13 protein-coding genes are annotated in these 17049 nt (G+C 63.6%); 5 read left to right on the forward strand and 8 right to left on the reverse strand.

Annotated features, from left to right (window positions below; translation table 11 throughout):
* Nucleotides 1–8: 8 nt before the first annotated feature.
* A complete protein-coding gene (locus PG881_RS09150; RefSeq protein ID WP_270799458.1) occupies nucleotides 9–1748 on the forward strand; it encodes an ABC-F family ATP-binding cassette domain-containing protein in 1740 nt (579 codons plus the stop codon).
* An 83-nt stretch (nucleotides 1749–1831) separates the two neighbouring features.
* Complete coding sequence (locus PG881_RS09155; protein ID WP_270799460.1) at nucleotides 1832–2371, forward strand: GNAT family N-acetyltransferase; 540 nt, start codon at nucleotides 1832–1834, stop codon at nucleotides 2369–2371.
* 41 nt (nucleotides 2372–2412) lie between these two features.
* Here the strand turns inward: PG881_RS09155 and yjeH are convergent, their stop codons facing one another.
* On the reverse strand, nucleotides 2413–3693 hold the full coding sequence (gene yjeH / locus PG881_RS09160) for an L-methionine/branched-chain amino acid transporter (protein ID WP_270799462.1): 1281 nt from the start codon (nucleotides 3691–3693) through the stop codon (nucleotides 2413–2415).
* Nucleotides 3694–3816: 123 nt separating this feature from the next.
* A complete protein-coding gene (locus PG881_RS09165; protein ID WP_270799465.1) occupies nucleotides 3817–4707 on the reverse strand; it encodes a LysR family transcriptional regulator in 891 nt (296 codons plus the stop codon).
* A 157-nt stretch (nucleotides 4708–4864) separates the two neighbouring features.
* Between PG881_RS09165 and PG881_RS09170 the strand changes: the two genes are divergently transcribed.
* The gene (locus PG881_RS09170) at nucleotides 4865–5905 is read left to right on the forward strand and encodes an MBL fold metallo-hydrolase (RefSeq protein ID WP_270799467.1); all 1041 of its coding nucleotides are present in this window, start codon (nucleotides 4865–4867) and stop codon (nucleotides 5903–5905) included.
* A 67-nt stretch (nucleotides 5906–5972) separates the two neighbouring features.
* Here the strand turns inward: PG881_RS09170 and PG881_RS09175 are convergent, their stop codons facing one another.
* A complete protein-coding gene (locus PG881_RS09175) occupies nucleotides 5973–7268 on the reverse strand; it encodes an HAAAP family serine/threonine permease (protein WP_180345202.1) in 1296 nt (431 codons plus the stop codon).
* A 504-nt stretch (nucleotides 7269–7772) separates the two neighbouring features.
* Here PG881_RS09175 and PG881_RS09180 point away from each other — a divergent pair.
* Together PG881_RS09180 and PG881_RS09185 are read left to right on the forward strand one after the other, a co-directional pair.
* Entirely contained in the window at nucleotides 7773–8681 is a 909-nt protein-coding gene (locus PG881_RS09180; protein ID WP_270799471.1) for a LysR substrate-binding domain-containing protein, read from the forward strand.
* A 106-nt stretch (nucleotides 8682–8787) separates the two neighbouring features.
* Nucleotides 8788–10209 (forward strand): MATE family efflux transporter, encoded by a 1422-nt coding sequence (locus PG881_RS09185; RefSeq protein ID WP_101614568.1) that lies wholly within the window; start codon nucleotides 8788–8790, stop codon nucleotides 10207–10209.
* A gap of 9 nt (nucleotides 10210–10218) precedes the next feature.
* Here the strand turns inward: PG881_RS09185 and pdxY are convergent, their stop codons facing one another.
* The 5 genes from pdxY to cadC all read right to left on the reverse strand — a co-directional run bounded on the left by pdxY (nucleotide 10219) and on the right by cadC (nucleotide 16989).
* Entirely contained in the window at nucleotides 10219–11085 is an 867-nt protein-coding gene (pdxY, locus tag PG881_RS09190; protein ID WP_024946037.1) for a pyridoxal kinase PdxY, read from the reverse strand.
* A 72-nt stretch (nucleotides 11086–11157) separates the two neighbouring features.
* On the reverse strand, nucleotides 11158–13290 hold the full coding sequence (locus PG881_RS09195) for a lysine decarboxylase CadA (protein ID WP_076361118.1): 2133 nt from the start codon (nucleotides 13288–13290) through the stop codon (nucleotides 11158–11160).
* A gap of 76 nt (nucleotides 13291–13366) precedes the next feature.
* Nucleotides 13367–14701 (reverse strand): cadaverine/lysine antiporter, encoded by a 1335-nt coding sequence (gene cadB, locus PG881_RS09200; protein ID WP_024946039.1) that lies wholly within the window; start codon nucleotides 14699–14701, stop codon nucleotides 13367–13369.
* A gap of 168 nt (nucleotides 14702–14869) precedes the next feature.
* The gene (locus tag PG881_RS09205; RefSeq protein ID WP_270799476.1) at nucleotides 14870–15325 is read right to left on the reverse strand and encodes a hypothetical protein; all 456 of its coding nucleotides are present in this window, start codon (nucleotides 15323–15325) and stop codon (nucleotides 14870–14872) included.
* A 143-nt stretch (nucleotides 15326–15468) separates the two neighbouring features.
* Entirely contained in the window at nucleotides 15469–16989 is a 1521-nt protein-coding gene (gene cadC, locus PG881_RS09210) for a lysine decarboxylation/transport transcriptional activator CadC (RefSeq protein ID WP_270799478.1), read from the reverse strand.
* Nucleotides 16990–17049 lie beyond the last annotated feature (60 nt).

Consider the following 17049-nt stretch of genomic DNA (forward strand, 5'->3'; position numbering starts at 1 on the left):
GCAAGAGCATGACAACCCTGATGAGTACCCATTCCCTGCAGATGAGTGCGGGGCACCTTCCGTTATTTGACCACCTCGAACTCGGCATCCGCGCGGGCGACCGGCTTGGCCTGGTCGGTGCCAACGGCTGCGGCAAGAGCACGTTGCTGGCGCTGCTGGCGGGCGAGCGCACGCCCCAGGCCGGCCGGGTCATACAGGCTGCCGCCTGTCGCTGCGAGTTCGTGGCCCAGCAACTGCCGGCCAGGCTTTCAACCCTCAACACCCGCGCCGTGCTGCTGGATGCGCTGGGCAACGACCCGAGCGCCGAATGGCAGGTGGACAAGCTGTTGGCCGAGCTGCAGCTGGAGGTCCAGGCCGCGCTGCCGGTCAGTGCGCTGAGCGGCGGCCAGCACAGCCGGCTGCAGATAGGCCGTGCCCTGCTGCGCCAACCCAACCTGCTGCTGCTCGATGAGCCCAGCAACCACCTGGATCTGCCCGCCCTGCTCTGGCTAGAGCAGTTTCTGCTGGGCTGGCGCGGCGCCTTCGTGCTGGTCTCCCACGACGGTCGCCTGCTCGACCGGGTCACCGAGCAGACCCTGATCCTGCGCGATGGCCAGTTGCACCGCTTCGCCCTGCCCTGCAGCCAGGCCCGGGCGGCGCTGGCCGCCGAGGACGAGCAGGCCCGTCTACGCCGGGCCGACGAACAGAAGGAGATCGACCGCCTGAGCGCCAGCAGCAAACGCCTCGCCATCTGGGGGCGGGAGCATGACAACGAGAAGCTGGTGCGCCAGGCCAAATCCATGGAAAAACGCATCGCCCGCCTGCAGGAGGAGCAGAGCCAGGTGGCGGCGCTGGCCCCCTGGCGGCTCGAACTGCGCGGACTGAGCCTGCCCGCCGACACTCTGCTGCGGCTGGAGGCCCTCGACGTGGCGCCGGCACCCGCATTGCCGCCGCTGCTGCGGGCAGAAGGGCTCTGGCTGCGGGCGGGGGACAGGGTCGCCCTGCTCGGTGCCAACGGCACCGGCAAGTCCTCCCTGCTGCGCCAGTGCTGGCGCGAACTGCCCGCGCAGAGCCCGCAGGCGGGCTGGTACTGCCACCCCGGCGCCAGCATCGCCTATTACGATCAGTCCCTGCAGCAGCTGGCTGACGGCGCCACCCTGAGCGACGCCCTCTACCCGCTGGCCCCTCTGCCGGAGACCACCCGGCGTCAGGCGCTGATCCGGGCGGGCTTCCCCTATGCCCGCCACGGCCAGCAGGTGCACACCTTGAGCGGTGGCGAGCGGGCACGGCTGCTGTTTCTCGCCCTGTCGCTCGGCAGCCACCACATGCTCTGGCTCGACGAGCCCACCAACCACCTGGATCTGGCGGGCAAGGAGGAGCTCGCCGAGGCCATTGCCGCCTTCCCGGGCGGCGTGCTGCTGGTCTCCCACGACAGGGAGCTGATCGAGCGCAGCTGCAACCGCTTCTGGCTGATCAAGGACGGCCTCATCCAGGAGGCTCACAGCGCCGAGCGGGCCTATGCCGAGTTGCTCGGCGATGCGCCCTCGCCGGCAGCAGACAAGGCAAACCTGGCCGCCCCCGCCATGGGGCAGGTCCCGGCCAGCCCGGCGGATGACGAAGAGGCGCTGCTGGCACGCTGGTATGAACTCGATGCCCTGCTCGCCGCCGATCTGGCCCGCAAGCCCAGGCACCAGACCCCGCGCCTGCAGCAGCAGTGGCGCGACGAGCTGACCAGGCTCACCGACCAGCTCGGGCTGGTCGGATCATGAGCAGAGCCATCAACCGGCTCTGCCAGCCATCCCTGTTTGACTCAACACTCGCGGCCAACTCCGGTTGGCCGCAAGGAGCCACCATGACAGCAACGCAACAACCCCACATCAGGCTGGATCCGGTCAGCGACGCCGATCTGCCCCACATCTATCGCGGCCTGTCGGATCGGCGGGTCGTCGCCTACTACGGCGTCAGCTACGACAGCCTGACGGCGTGCCAGGCCCAGATGGCCTGGTATGCCGAGCTGATCCGCACCGGCCGTGGCGCCTGGCACCTCATTCGCGATCGGCACACGGGCGAACCGCTCGGCGCCATCGGTTACAACGATGTCGACCCGACTCACCGGCGGGCGGAGCTGGGCTACTGGCTCTATCCCGAACACTGGGGCAAGGGGATGATGAGCGCGGCGCTGCGGCTGTGGCTGCCGCTCACTTATCGCACCAGCGAGCTGCACCGGTTGCTGGCAGTGGTGGAGGAGCCCAACCTTCCCTCCGCCCGCCTGCTCGAGCGGGCCGGTTTTCACTACGAGGGCACCGCGCGGGAGTGCGAACGCAAGGGGGATGGCTTCATCTCCCTGCGCCACTACGCCATCTTGCGCAGCGACCTGCCCACCAGCCTGTGACCTGCAACAAAAAGCCCCGCACTGCGGGGCTTTTTTTCGGGTTACTTGATGGCGCAGACACCCTCATCGGATGCCGAGCGACGGCGTCTGCGCCGCCACAACGAGAAGCAGCCATACCCCAGACTGAGCACCACGGCATAGAGCACCTGGGAGGCGAGCGCCACCAGCACCAGGGCACAGAGCAGCACGCTCACCCCCGCCAGCCCCTTGCCCACCCCGCCGAGCAGGCGCCAGCCCGCCGCCATGCAGAGCAGGTAGACCAGCACGAAGTTGCCATTGGCGTAGCGGATCAGCTCATCGAGGGGCAGTCGCAGCCAGATGATCAGGGTGATGCAGACCAGACAGATGGCAAGCACCAGACTCAAGGCCCGCAGCGGCGCGCCGCGGGCGGTGAGGCGGGCCAGCGAGACCGGCAGCTTGCCTTCGCGCGCCATGCTCCAGATCAGCCGGGCAAACCCCTGCAGGTAGATGTTGATGCTGGCAAAGCAGGAGAGATAGCCGAGCACCGCCACCAGCCACTTGGCGGTGGGGCCGAACAGCAGCGAGAGCAGGGCCGGAATGGCGGTGGCGTTGGTCGCCTCATCGCCGTAGAGGCCGTATTTGAGCACCACCAGCGAGTGCACCCAGTAGATGAGCCCTGCCAGCAGCACGCCGCCAAGCAGGGCGATAGGGTAATCCCGCTCCGGTCGCTTGAACTCTTCTCCCATGTGGGCGAAGGCCTCGAGCCCGACGAAACACCAGAACATCACCGCCAGCGCGGTGGCCATGGCGGGCCACTCGTCCGTCGTCGGCAGCGGCCGGGCCGCGTCGCGCCAGCTGATATCCCCCTTGAACCAGATGAGCAGGGTGAGTCCCAAAATGGCGAGCGCGATCAGCAACTGCAGGTTGCCGGAGGAGCGTGCCCCGCTCAGCCCCAGCAAAAAAACTCCGAGCAGGGTGAGCAGCTGGATGCCCCACAGGGTCCACTCCCCCAGATCGAACAGGGCGTGCCAGAAACCGGCGGCGATCATCAGGGCGGCGGGCAGGCCCACCGGCAGCACCGCCAGAAACAGGAAGGCGGAGAAGCGCTCGGCGCCGTTGCCAAAGGCGAGGCCGATGAGGTGCGGCGCGCCGCCGGCGTGAGGGTAGCGGCGGCCGAGACGAGCGAAGGTAAAGGCAATCGGCAGCACCAGCGCAATCAGCAGCAGCCAGGCCCACAGCGAGGCCCCACCCGCCAGCGAGGCGGCAGTCGCCGGTACCACGAAGATCCCGGTGCCCAGCAGCGAGGTGGCGAGCAGCCCCATCCCCTGCCAGAGCCCGAGATCCTTTTTCAACCCAGACATATCCTTTTGTCCCGACTAGAAAAACATCCCGCCATGTTAGGCCTACCCCGCCCCTTTGTTAAGCACGATGGCAAGAATATGCAGCGCTTTATTCAGGCCGGGAGGCTCGCGGGTGAGTCGAGGTCAGCTGCGGTGGCGCAGCGCCTCCGCCAGAAAATCCCCCAACAGGGTGATCTTGAGCACCTGCCGGCGCGCCGCCGGGTAGATGAAATGGAGGGTCTTGTCCGGAATGCGGTAGGTATCGAGCAGGGGCAACAGCCGCCCCGCCGCGATATGGTCACGTACCTGTTCGGCCGGCTGCAAGGTGATACCGGCCCCGGAAAGTGCCGCCGTCAGCAGCGCCGGCCAGTGGTTGATGCGCAGGCGCGAGGCCACCCGTACCTCCTCGCTCTGGCCATCGCCCCCGACAAACTGCCAGCGCTCGTGCTCGCCCCAGTTGCCGTGCAGACACTGGTGGCTGGCGAGATCGGCCGGATCACGGGGCACGCCGTGGCGAGCGAGGTAGTCGGGCGCGGCGCAGAGGCGGTAGTGCTGGGTCAGCAGCGGGCGGGCGATCAGCGCCTCATCCTGCGGGCGCAGGGTGCGGATGGCCGCATCGAACCCCTCCTCCACCAGATCGACCCAGCGCGGGGTGAGCTGCAGATCCACCTCCAGCCTGGGGTAACGGTCGAGAAAAGCGGGCAGCAGCGGCACCAGCCGGTGGTGGCCAAAGCTTAAGGGAGCGGCGATGCGCAGCCGCCCGGCGGGCTCGGCCAACAGGTGCTGGGTCAGCGACTCGGTCAGCGCCAGCTCCTCCAGCACCCGCTGGCAGCGGGCCAGAAAGAGCTGACCCAGCTCGGTCAGGGTCTGCTGGCGGGTGGTCTTGTGAAACAGCTTGCCCCCCAGCCACTGCTCCAGCCCCTGCACATGCTTGCCCACCATCTGGGCGCTGATCCCCTGCTCGCTCGCCACCGCGCTGTAGGAGCCGAGATCCACCACCCGGGTGAAGATGCGCATGCTGGTCAATCGGTCCACAACCCCTCCTTTGCCCACGTTTCTAGGCCATTTGGCCCGCTGCAAGCAGCCTACATTCACAACCAAAAGTTTAGTAAGAAATAGTTTTTGGCCAATTTATCGCACTTTTGGTTGCCAATATAGTGACCAGCAACCTCACCTATCAGGACATACATTCATGAAAAGTACCTATCTGGCCGCCCTGCTGGTCGGTCTGCTGGCCACCGGCGTCAGCCAGGCTGCCGAGAGCAGCTTTATCAACCCGCAGCAGAACGCCCCCGTCAGCGCGACACTGGCCGCGACTCAAGCCCAGCCCGATATCTTCCGGGTCAGCCTGCTCGGCACCGGCACCCCGGTGCCCCAGATCAGCCGCGGCGGTTACAGCACCCTGGTCGAGGCGGGCAACCAGAAGCTGGTGTTCGACTTTGGCCGCAACTCCGCCACCCGCTTGTGGCAGCTGCATATCCCCATCGGCCGGGTCAACGCCTTCTTCCTCACCCACTTCCACTCGGATCACACCAACGGGCTGGCGGATCTCTGGCTGACCGGCTGGCTGCAACCGGCCTATGGCCAGCGCCACGCGCCGATGGAGCTTTACGGGCCCAGGGGCACCGATGCCCTCGCGAGCGGCCTGCAGCAGGCCTACGCCACCGACATCGCCACCCGGGTCAAGGATGAAGGCACGCCGCTGGACGGGGTGAAGATCAACAGCCACGAGGTAACAGCCGGGGTGGTCTACAACCAGGATGGGGTCAAGGTGACCGCCTTTGACAACGACCACGGGGTCAACATCAAGCCGTCGTTTGGCTATCGCATCGACTACCACGGCCACAGCGTGGTGCTATCCGGCGATACCCGCTACAGCCCGCAGGTGGTGAAAGAGGCCAAGGGGGCCGATCTGCTGGTGCACTGCGTCTCCATGACCTCCGCCGCCCGCATGAAGGCCAACCCGGGCTACCGGGCGATCGCCGGCCACCTTGCCTCCCCCGAGCAGGCCGCCCGGGTGATGAATGAAGCCAAACCGGCACTGACCGTGTTCAGCCATATCGGCCTCAACGGCCAGCTCGGGGTGAAGGATCTGGCGCAGAGCCTGCGCGCCCGCTACTCGGGCCCCTTCGTCATCGGCAATGACCTGATGCAGATTGACCTGCCCACCACTGCCTCCGGCAAGGGCTACGCCCTCTGGCAGGTGGAGAACATCGACAACGCCCAGCCCTGAATCCCGGCCATAAAAAAAGCCGCCTCTTGCGAGGCGGCTTCTTCATTCAAGCGGGTAACCCGTGTTATCAGGCAATCAGCTTGTAGATGATACCGGACATGGCGATCAGGCCGATGAGGGTCACGAACACGTTGCTGATGTTGCCAGCGTATTTGCGCATGGCCGGCACCTTGGTGATGGCGTACATCGGCATCAGGAACAGCAGCATCGCGATGATGGGGCCGCCCAGGTCTTCAATCATGCCGAGGATGCTCGGGTTGATGGTGGCGATGGCCCAGGTGGTCAGGATCATGAACACTGCGGTCACTTTGTTCAGTTGCTTGACGTCAACGTTCTTGCCTTTCTCACGCAGGGACTTGGCCATCAGACCGTTCATGCCCTCTTGTGCACCCAGGTAGTGACCCAGGAAGGACTTGCTGATGGCGACCATGGCGATCAGCGGAGCCACGGTGGCGATAACCGGGTTGTCGAAGTGGTTGGCCAGGTAGGACAGGATGGAGATGTTCTGTTCTTTGGCAGCAGCCAGGTCAGCCGGGGAGAGGCTCAGTACGCAGCTGAATACGAAGAACATAACGGTCATCACCATCATGACGTGGGCGCCCAGCAGGATGTTGCTGCACTTCTTCTCGGCACCTTCACCGTAACGACCCTTGTTGTCCACCGCGAAGGAGGAGATGATCGGGGAGTGGTTGAAGGAGAACACCATGACCGGGATGGCCAGCCACAGGGTCTTCAGGAAGTCGCCGTTGAAGGCATCACCCAGAGCCGGAGCTTCAGTGATGATGGCACCGTTCCAGTGCGGGATCAGGTAGAGCGCCAGGCCCATCAGGGTGATCACGAACGGGAATACCAGCACGCTCATCGCTTTGACGATAACCTGGCCGCCGAGGCGAACGATCGCCATCAGACCCAGGATCAGCGCCAGAGACAGGATGGCACGGGGAGGTGCAGTCATGCCCAGCTGGTGCACCATCAGGCTCTCGACGGTGTTGGTGATGGCTACCGAGTACATCAGCAGGATCGGGTAGATGGCGAAGAAGTAGAGCAGGGTGATGAACTTGCCTGCGGTCTTGCCGAAGTGCTCTTCTACTACCTCGGTGATGTCGCCATCACGGGTGGAGCCGGACAGCACGAAGCGGGTCAGGCCACGGTGTGCGAAGAAGGTCAGCGGCAGGGCCAGGACCAGCATGGCAACCAGCGGCCACAGACCACCTACACCGGCGTTGATCGGCAGGAAGAGTACACCGGCACCGATGGCGGTACCGTACAGACCCAGCATCCAGACCACATCGGCCTTGTTGATGCCACGGGAAGACGCATTACTGGCTAAGCTGCCTTCTACTGCAATGTTCATGTCAGACATAGGGGTGTTCCTGTCATCAAGGAAAATAGAAAATTTCTAGTCAACCGGGCGCAATGCCCTGTTCCATCTCCCTGGAACTCCTGCAGTCCATCCCTGTTATTCTCATCCCGTCGGCCCGGCAAGCTGGTCATCACTCCATGTAACAACCAAATTGCAACAAACAAGCCGGCGGGTCATAGGCCCGAGGGCCACAAACGCGTCAGACTTTACAACTCGCTAACACGCCTTTGTTCCGATGCGCTGACTCTAATTAAATCCCCTTAGCGATCACAGTGTTTTTTTGAATTAATCAACCAAAGTTTGACTGGAATCGCCTTTCTGGCGTCAGAGATCACGTTACGAGCCCAATTTTGTGAACAGCCGTTAACAAATAGAGGTAGTTTCACCCGTATCTATATCCTTGTAGGTACAACAAATTGCTTACATTCGCTCATTTGTTGCTCAGGTTGTGCCCCGCCGTCCGCTGGCGTACCCTGTTGCTCAACATTTTTTCGCTGAATTAATATGGCCATCACCCGTACCGATCTCGCCGAACTGGCGGTGTTTGCCGCCGTCGCCCGCCACCAGAGTTTCAGCAAGGCCGCCCTCGAACTCGGCGTGTCTGCCTCCGCCCTAAGCCACAGCCTGAAAGGGCTGGAGACCCGTTTGGGGGTACGGCTGCTCAATCGCAGTACCCGCGCCGTGGTACCCACAGATGCCGGTCAGCGCCTGCTGACCCAGTTGCTGCCGACTTTGAGCCATCTGGAGAGTGCGCTGGGTGAACTGGCCCGTCACAGCGACGAACCGGTAGGAAGGCTGAAGATCAGCGCACCGCGCGGCGCCATCGATGAGTTGCTGGCCCCGGTGCTGATCGATTACATGGTGCGTTACCCGCGCATGCAGGTGGAGGTGGTGGAGCAGGAGTTGATGCCGCGCCTCATCGAAGATGGCTATGACGCCGCCCTCTTTTATGGGGATCTGCTGCCCAAGGAGATGATCGGGGTACCGCTCGGCCCACCCCAGCGCTATCTGGTGGTAGCCGCCCCCGCCTATCTGGCCGAGCACGGCACCCCGCAGCACCCGCGCGAATTGACCCGGCACGCCTGCATCGGCTATCGGCTCACCCCCTCCCATCACTATCGCTGGGCCTTTGCCGGCGAGGAGGGCTCCATGCTGGAGATAGAAGTGACCGGGCCGCTCACCACCAGCACACCGGCCCTCTACCTGGGGGCGGCCGAGGCGGGACTGGGGCTGGCCTACTGCCTGGAAGAGGAGGTGAGCAGGCAGCTGGCCGAGGGCACCCTGGTGAGCGTGCTGGAGCCCTGGTGCCCCACCTTCGTCGGTTTCTCGCTCTTCTATCCCAGTCGCCATCAGCTGGGCAACGGGCTGCGCGCCCTCATCGACATGCTCAAGGGACACTACCAGCCGTGCTGATTGATGAATATGGCTCAGCAATTCATCAAGTAGAAACCGGATTATCGACAAAAAAATATTAATCTAGACTATCTGCTCGATAATCGAACTCCCCAAGAGAACAGATATGTCTGCCTACTTCACTCTGCGCCAGCGGGCGATGACCCGCCGTTTCTGGGGCTATGCCCTGCCCTCCATCATGGCCATGCTGGTATCCGGCGCCTACTACCTGGTCGATGGCATCTTCGTCGGTCACTACGTGGGGGCCGCCGGCCTTGCCGGCATCAACCTGGTCTACCCGGTCATCATGGTGCTGATCGGTCTCGCCGCCATGATCAGCATGGGGGCGGCCACCGCCATCTCCTTCCAGCAGGGCGCCAGAAATTTCGGCCTGGCCCGCCAGGCGCTGGTCAATGCGCTCTGGCTGCTGGGGCTGCTGGGCGCCGTGGCGCCGCTGCTGCTGCACTACTGGCACGTCGACATCCTGCTGGCACTGGGCATTGAACAGGGTACCGACACCTGGCAACAGGCCAGCGACTACCTCTACTGGATCGGTGGCGGCACCCTACTGCTGGCCTGCAACCTGGCGGTGCCCTATCTGCTGCGCAACGACGGCCGCCCCCGTCTCGCCATGCTGCTGGTGAGCAGCGGCGCCATCCTCAACATCATCCTCAACTACATCATGGTGGGCCGGCTGGGGCTGGGTCTGATCGGTACGGCGCAGGCCACCCTCATCTCGGAAGGGGTCGTCAGCCTGCTCGGGCTGGGTTATTTCTTTACCCGCCATGCCAAGCTGCGCATAGAGTGGCGCCACCTGGTGCCCAACTTTCCGGCCATGCCGAACCTGCTGTTCACCGGCCTGCCGAGCCTGATCGCCCAGTTCAACCTCGGCCTGCTGCTGCTGCTGCACAACAGCCAGCTGATGGTGCACGGTTCGGTCAAGGATCTGGCGGGCTTCACCGTGGCCGGTTACACCGAGGCGGTGTTCATCGTCATCCTGCAGGGGCTGGCCTTCGGCATCCAGCCGCTGGTCAGCCAGGCGGCCGGCGCCAAACGCCATCGTGACCTCAAGTTCCTGATGGAGATGGGGCTCAAGATCACGCTCATCTACGGTCTGGCGGTCTGGCTGCTGATCCAGCTGCTGCCGCGCCAGGTGGCCATGCTCTACACCGGCGATCAGGATGGTGAGCTGCTCGCGGCCGCCATCAGCAGCCTGACTCTCAACCTGGGCGCCATTCCGCTGGAGGGGATCATCATGTTCGGCATCGTGCTGCTGCAGTCCATGGCCCGTACCCGCCAGGCGCTACTCATCTCGGCCGCCAAGACCCTGCTGCTGCTGCCGCTGATCTTCATGCTGCCGCTCTGGTGGGGCCGGGACGGCGTGCTGCTGGCCCAGCCCACTACCGTGGTGTTGCTGACCCTGCCGCTGTGCTGGCTGCTGTGGCGCGAGTGGCGCCGCCTCAAGCTGGCCTGTGCCCCGCTGAGCCGGCCCGGTCGCAAGCCGCTTGGTGCGCGCCAGCAAGTACAACTGGCCCGGCGCGCCGGTTAAGCGCCGCCATCAGGCCGGCAGCCGGCGGGCACAGGTGCGGATCTCGGGCTCGACCATCGCCTGCTGGGCGGCCACCAGCTGCAGCTCGTAGGCGCCCGCCAGCCAGGTCTGGGCCAGCACCGCATCCACGCTGGCATTGGTGCGCTCGAACGCCGCCACCGGCGTGAAGCCCGCCAGCAGGTTGGCCAGCATGGTGGCGCTCAGCAGATCCCCCACCCCGATGGGTTGACGCTGAAACTCATAGAGGGGGCGCGAGATATGAAACGCCCCCTCTTCGCACACCAGCAGCATCTCGAACCGGTCCAGGCTCAAGCCGGCGCGGCCCAGATGCTTGACCATCACCAGCTCCACTCCCCCCTCACGCAGTTGCTGGCACGCCGCCAGCGCCTCGCTCAGATTGCAGATCTCGCGGCCGGTCAACTGCTCCAGCTCTAGCAGATTGGGGGCCAGCAGGTCGGCGCAGGCCAGCGCCCGGTTTTTCAGAAAATCGGCGACGCCGGGCGCGACTATGCACCCCTTGTCGGGATGCCCCATCACGGGGTCGCAAAAATAGCGGGCATTCGGATTGAGCGCCTTGAGGTGGGCCACCGCCGCCAGGATCTCCTCCCCCTGCTCGGCCGAGCCGAGATAACCGCTCAGGATCGCATCGCACTGCCCCAGTACGCCGATGTCAGCCAGCCCCGCCATCAGCTGACGGATATGACCGTTTGGCATCACCATCCCCTGCCAGCCTGCGCTGTACTGGGTATGGTTGGAAAATTGCACCGTGTTGACGGGCCACACCTCCAGCCCCATGCGACGCATGGGAAACACGGCGGCACTGTTGCCGGCACAGCCGAACACCACGTGGGACTGGATGGAGAGAACTCGCTTCATGCTGACTCGCAAAAAAATGGATGAACCCAGATGGGAAAAACGGGCCTTGCGGCCCGTTGTTGTCACTCTCGCTTAGCGCAGCACCTTGACGGTGTAGCTGCCATCGGCCTGACGATAGAGGCCGTGGATGTCGGTCTCGAAGCCCGGGTAGTGGGCCCCGATCTCGCACAGCATCTCGAGGAACTCCAGCACCGGCAGGGAATCCTGGGTCACCATCTCGCCCGGCAGTACCAGCGGTACTCCCGGCGGGTACGGCAGGATCATGTTGGCGCTGATGCGGTCCACCATGTCGCGCAGCGGCACTTCCACCACGTTACCGGCCAGCTCCTGCTGCCAGGCGGCGTGCGGGGTCATCTTCATCTCCGGCAGTACGTCGAACGCCTTGAACATCAGCTCCGGCAGACGGTACTTGCTGGTCAGCTCGTGAATGCGCTGAGCCAGCTCCTGGATGCGCATCCCTTCGTAGAAGCTCGGGTCTTCACGATAGAGGCTCGGCAGTATGCTCTTGATGGTCAGGTTCAGATCGTAGCCACGCTTGAACTCGGTCAGGGCGCGCAGCAGCTGCATCGCCTTGGACTGATCGATACCGATGGAGAACAGGAACAGCAGGTTGTAGGGACCGGTCTTCTCCACCACGATGCCGCGCTCGTCCAGGAACTTGGAGACCAGCGAGGCAGGGATGCCGTTGTCCAGCAGCTGACCATTGCGGCCCATGCCCGGGGTCAGCAGGGTAACCTTGATGGGATCCAGGTACATGTGGTTGTCATCGATGTCCTTGAAGCCGTGCCAGTCATCTTTCGGATCCAGCTTCCAGCACTCGACGGTGTCGATGTCATCCGGCTGCCATACGTCGAAGAACCAGCCTTCGCTCTGCTCGCGCAGACGCTTGATCTCTTTGCGGAAGGAGATGGCGCGATCGATGGAGTCCTTGATCAGCCGCTTGCCGGTGTTGCCACGCATCATGGCGGCGGAGATCTCGGTGGAGGCCACGATGCCGTACTGCGGCGAGGTGGAGGTGTGCATCATGAAGGCTTCGTTGAAGGTCTCTTCCTCCACGTCACCCTTGATGTGGATCATCGAGGCCTGGGAGAAGGCCGCCAGCAGCTTGTGGGTGGACTGGGTTTCGTAGAACACCTTGCCCGGCATGGCTTCGCCGCTCATGCCGCACTTGCCTTCGTAGATCGGGCTGAAGTTGGTGTAGGGCACCCAGGCACTGTCGAAGTGGATGTAAGGGGTGTCCAGCGCCTCCTTGATGAAGCCGGTGTTGTAGAGCAGGCCGTCATAGGTGGAGTTGGTGATCACGGCGTAGCGCGGCGCCTGGGCACCCGGGGTGGCGGCGACCTTGGCGGCGATGGTGTCGCGGCTGAATTCGCTCTGCGGGATGCCGCCCAGAATGCCGTAGGCGTTGCGGGTCGGACGGAAGTAGAGCGGGGTCACGTCGTTCATCATCATCAGGTGAGTGAGCGACTTGTGGCAGTTGCGATCCACCAGCACTGTGCTGCCGGCCGGCGCCGAGTACATGCCGACTATCTTGTTGGCGGTGGAGGTGCCGTTGGTGACGATGTAGGAGCGATCGGCGTTGAAGGTACGGGCGATGTACTCCTCGGCTTCCTTGTGCGGGCCCGAGTGATCCAGCAGGGAGCCGAGCTCCGGCATGGAGATGGAGACGTCAGCCTTGAACGCGTTCGGACCGTAGAAGTCATAGAAGATGCTGCCGGCCGGGCTCATCTGGAAGGCGGTACCGCCCATGTGACCCGGAGTACAGAAGGTGTATTTACCCTCTTCCACGTACTTGAACAGCGCCTTGGTGAACGGCGGCAGGATGGCGTCCTGGTACTCCTGGGTGGCCTGACCCATCTTGAGGGCGATGTCGTCGGCCATGCCGAGACGGTACTCGAAGAAGTGCACGTTCAGACGCAGGTCGGTCAGGTGAATGTCCAGGGTGGACTGGTCGTTGGCGAAGGCGAAGATCGGCAGCTTCTCGTTGCGATCGTGGATCTCCTTGCACAGGCCCAGGGAGTATTTGTCCCAGTCGAAGATGGCGCCGCAGACGCGGGGGTTCTTCTCAATCAGTTTCAGCAGATCGGCCACGTCGACCGGATAAACGACCTCGAAACCCTTGCGCTCGAGGGAGGCTTGCAGCTGGCGAATGGGTTCTTCTTTGAAGAAAACGCCGAGGTGGTTGAGGATGGCAATGATGTTCATCGTAATGCTCCACACGTGATGGGGCGCTCTCCATCAGGGATGGTGAGTGAAGAGCGCTCGGAAAAGGAAAACGGAATTAGTGGCTGGTCTGCTCTTTGAGCAGGGCGTCGTGCTGACGCAGACCCTGTTTTTTGGCGTAGAACATCAGGATGATGAGCGACACCACGAAGGTAGCGGTGAGGTTGGAACCCTTGGCCCCCATCAGGGCCACCAGGCAGAACACGCAGGCGACACCGGAGAAGATCATGGCGCCGATGCTGCGGGAGGTCATGCCTTCAAAACGGATCAGGTTAATGCTGGAGTAGAAGTAGGGCAGCATGGTCAGCAGCACCGCATCTGTGGTCAGCACGTTGAAGAGATCGGCCGCGTGGGCGGACTGGGAAGTGAAGGCGGTCAGGCCGACCATCAGCGCAGTCATCTTGAGGGAGCCCAGGATCAGGCCCTTCTTGGCGACGCCGTTCTTGTCCACTTCGCCGTAGATTTTCGGGAAGTTGCCGTCATGGGCGGCGCGCTTGCCCGCCTCGCCCACCAGCATCATCCAGGAACCCAGCGAGGTGAAGCAGGCCAGCGCGGTGAAGGCGGAGACGAACGGTGCAGACCAGCTGCCGAAGATGGCAGAAGAGGCCATGGCAAACGGCGCACCGGAGGCAGCCACTTCACCGGCCGGGAACATGCCGCTGATCACCTGGGTGGAGAGGATGTAGATGACGCCAGCGATACCGGTGCCCAGCATGGTGGCGAGCGGTACGGTGCGCTTGGGGTTCTTCACCATGCCGGAAGAGACGGCGGCGGACTCGACGCCCACGAAGGACCAGAGGCAGATCAGCACGGCGCTGATGACCGCATGCAGGTCGCTGCCGCTGGTGGTGTTCCAGTTCTGGCTGTAAACGGTGGCATCAAAATGGCCCCAGCCCATCACGGCAGTACCGACAACCGGCAACAGGATCAGCACCAGACCCAGAGTACAGAGCCGGCTCACCCAGCTGCCGCCAAGCAGGTTGACGAAGGTGAAGATCCAGACGGCGGCGATGGTGGCCGCGGCGGCCGGGATCGGGCTGTTGAGAATGGGGAAAAAGACGGAGAGGTAGGAGACGCCGGTAATGGCGATGGCCAGGTTGCCGATCCAGTTGGCGTGGTAGTAGAGCACACCGGTCTGGAAACCGAACACCGGAGAGATCTCGCCGGCGTAGGCGATGGGGCCACCCTCTTGCGGGTTCTTGGTGGCGAGGCGGGCAAACACGAAGGCCAGCCCCATGGCGCCGACTAGGCAGATGGCCCAGCTGAACACAGAGATGGAACCTATGGTGGCCAGGGCCGAGGGCAGCAGTGCAATACCGCTCCCCATCATGTTGCCGGCCACCACACCTGTACAGGCGACAAGGCCGATCTTCTTGCTCGTATCTAGGGACATAAAATCTCCGGGTCGATATTAAGGCATCAAACACACGCTTGGCGGAGCCTCCCGCCAACCAATGGCCACAGACTAGGCTCCTCGGCCCCGGAAAACATAAAGACCAGCTAAGGGATAAAAACATGAGTGAACTTTTTCGACCGGTCAGCCTAAATCGATAAAAACACTTTAAAAACAAGTGACTGGCCAATGCGCCATCAAGCACCTTGATAAAACCTTGATATCCGCCGCCCCCCTTGATGCGGCCGATGAGCGCCATTCGACACGCCTTGATATTTTTCTGAGAGGCGCCACGGCATAAAGCGCGTCATTCATGACCCACCGAGTCCGGCCATGCCCGGCAGACGGGTTCGCACGGTCCCCTTTGCTGGGTGTTTTTGCATCTCCCTCTGCCGTGGGCACGCTCTCGCTTTCGGCCGGCAGCGCCTTGCCAATGCCCGGCCGCTGCAACAGGCACCGGCTGGCGACCACAACCGCGCCGCGCTCCAGGCTCAAGACAATATCAAGACTGAGATCGAGCACCTTGAGTGCCCATAAGACGGTAAACACCGGCACCAGCTCGGCTGGTTCGGTGGGGAGACAGAGAGACAGTTCGATGCTGGCGCCAAGGATGGTGGCAACCATGGCTTATGCCTGCACGGGGCAATCATCGGATAGAAATGGGGATAGCAGAGAGATGATGTCAGACGGCGCACCCGCCGGCGCCCCTCAGCCAACCGGCGGGGATCGCCGTCTTGGCGACAGGGCCAGGATGGCCCCGGCGGGAGTCAGAACAGCTTCACCTTGCTCTGGCCAAGGGCATTGAACAGGGCCGGGGTGAGGGTTTCCATGTTGCTGTAAAAACCGAGCTGCTGGCAGAGCAGATAGGTCTGCTCGGTCGCCTCCATCAGGAAGGCCTGGCTGTAGGCATCCCCAGCCGCCTCGGGGCGACCATCCAGCTCGGCCAGCTTGCCGCGCAGAATGTGATAGAGCACGGAGCGGCCCCGGCTGGCGGCCTCGGCCAGCAGCCGGGTAGCCTCCTGCTGCTGTCCGTTCAGGATCGCCTGCAAGGTGAGGGCCTCCCAGACCCGGGCTGGTAGGGCGACCTGATCCCGTACCACGCTGGCCAGATGGGCACCGATGCCCTGCAGGCGCTCGCTCTGGGGAGTCCCCGTCAGGGTCGCCAGCGCCTCCCCGGCCAGATAACGCTCCGCCAGCAGCAGCGGCTGATCCGGCTGACTGGCCAGCGACTTGTCGAGCAGCTCGACGCCGCGTCTGAGGGCCACCGGATCCTGGCTGTTGATGTAGTAGTGCGCCTCCATCATGGCCATCAGCGCTCCGTCATCCGTCGGCCAGCCCATGCCGGGCAGCACGTCCGGCTGATCGAGGGCACGCAGCAGATCCTGGCTGCTCGCCTGCAACACCCCGTGCACGTTGTGACGGCTGAGCTGGTACTGGTGGCTGAACAGCACCCGGTTGGTGTTGATGTTGCGGTACTCCAGATCGAGATAGGTGCCCCCCGGCTGGCGGGAGACCCGCACGCTCAGCTCCTTGCCGGGCAGGATGCCCCCCATCAGGGTGTTGGCACCATACTGCACCCGCAGCGGCGTGGCGGCGGCCACCTCCCCCATCAGGGCGCGGGTGATACCGTCGGCGAGACGCACGTTCTCGTTGCTGCCATCCATGCCGGAGTGAAAACGAAACACCAGCAGGTCGGGATCCAGCATGGAGTGCACCTGGGGGCTGGCGTGCTGATAGCTGAGCAGGCTGACGATGGAGACCAGGATCACCGCCACGAAGACATCGAAGCCGATCATCTTCCAGCGGCTGCGGCCATCCTGGGCGTGGCTCGAGATGGCCCGGGTCAGTGGGCCAGCCGGGAAGGGGGCCGTCGTGACCACGGCCTCCGAATCCTCCTCTGCCAGCGGCGGGCTCAAATCGCTCTGGATCTCGTCGCCGGCTGGCGCCATCACCACCGACACCACTTGCAGCGGCCGCACCGGCGCCACCAGCTTGTAGCCGCGCTTGGGCACGGTGACTATGTAGTCGGCGGCATCGTTGCGACCGTCTTTGAGGATCTTGCGCAGCTCGAAGATGGACTGGGTCACCACCTGATCGGTCACCTCGGCGCCGTCCCACACCTCGTTGATCAGGCAGTCGCGCCCAAATACCGTGCCGGCGTTGCTGGCCAGGAAGCGCAACAGATTGACCAGACGGGGCTCGAGGTAGACCTCGCGGTCGGGACGACACAGCATGTTGTCGTCGACGCTCAGGGTCCAGTCATGGATCTCAAAAACCGATTCGCTCATGATTCACTCGCTGCAGATGGAGACGATGCACGATGAGAGTGACGTAACACCGGGGCGGCT

The sequence above is a fragment of the Aeromonas sp. QDB54 genome, assembly GCF_027707385.1.
Classification (GTDB): domain Bacteria; phylum Pseudomonadota; class Gammaproteobacteria; order Enterobacterales; family Aeromonadaceae; genus Aeromonas; species Aeromonas hydrophila.